At 44.4% G+C, this 243-nt stretch carries 1 protein-coding gene; it reads right to left on the bottom strand.

Features of this window, described 5'->3' with window-relative positions; genetic code table 11:
- The coding region (locus Q4528_RS15520; protein ID WP_439848948.1) for a nucleoside phosphorylase-I family protein at positions 1 to 207 on the bottom strand (207 nt) is incomplete at its 3' end.
- Positions 208 to 243 lie beyond the last annotated feature (36 nt).

Genomic DNA, 243 nt, shown 5'->3' with positions numbered 1-243 from the left:
CATCTTACGTGCGGCTTCTACTACAATGTTTACTGCTTGATGCTCAGTGTTTTTCATCAAGCTTTCATCAGGAATTTCTTGTTGAGTACGGTTAACTATAACGCCCGCTACACAACCGGCTTTTAAACCTTGAGATGCACACATGGTGAATAAGGTGGCACTTTCCATTTCAAAGTTAAGCACCCCCATAGCTTGCCACTCTTCCATCGAGCCTTGAAAGGCTTTCACTACTCGGCCAGATAC

Source organism: Staphylococcus pasteuri, from assembly GCF_030547725.1.
GTDB classification, from domain to species: domain Bacteria; phylum Bacillota; class Bacilli; order Staphylococcales; family Staphylococcaceae; genus Staphylococcus; species Staphylococcus pasteuri.
Note: the sequence above shows the minus strand (reverse complement) of the source record. Positions and strands in the feature narration are given on the sequence as shown.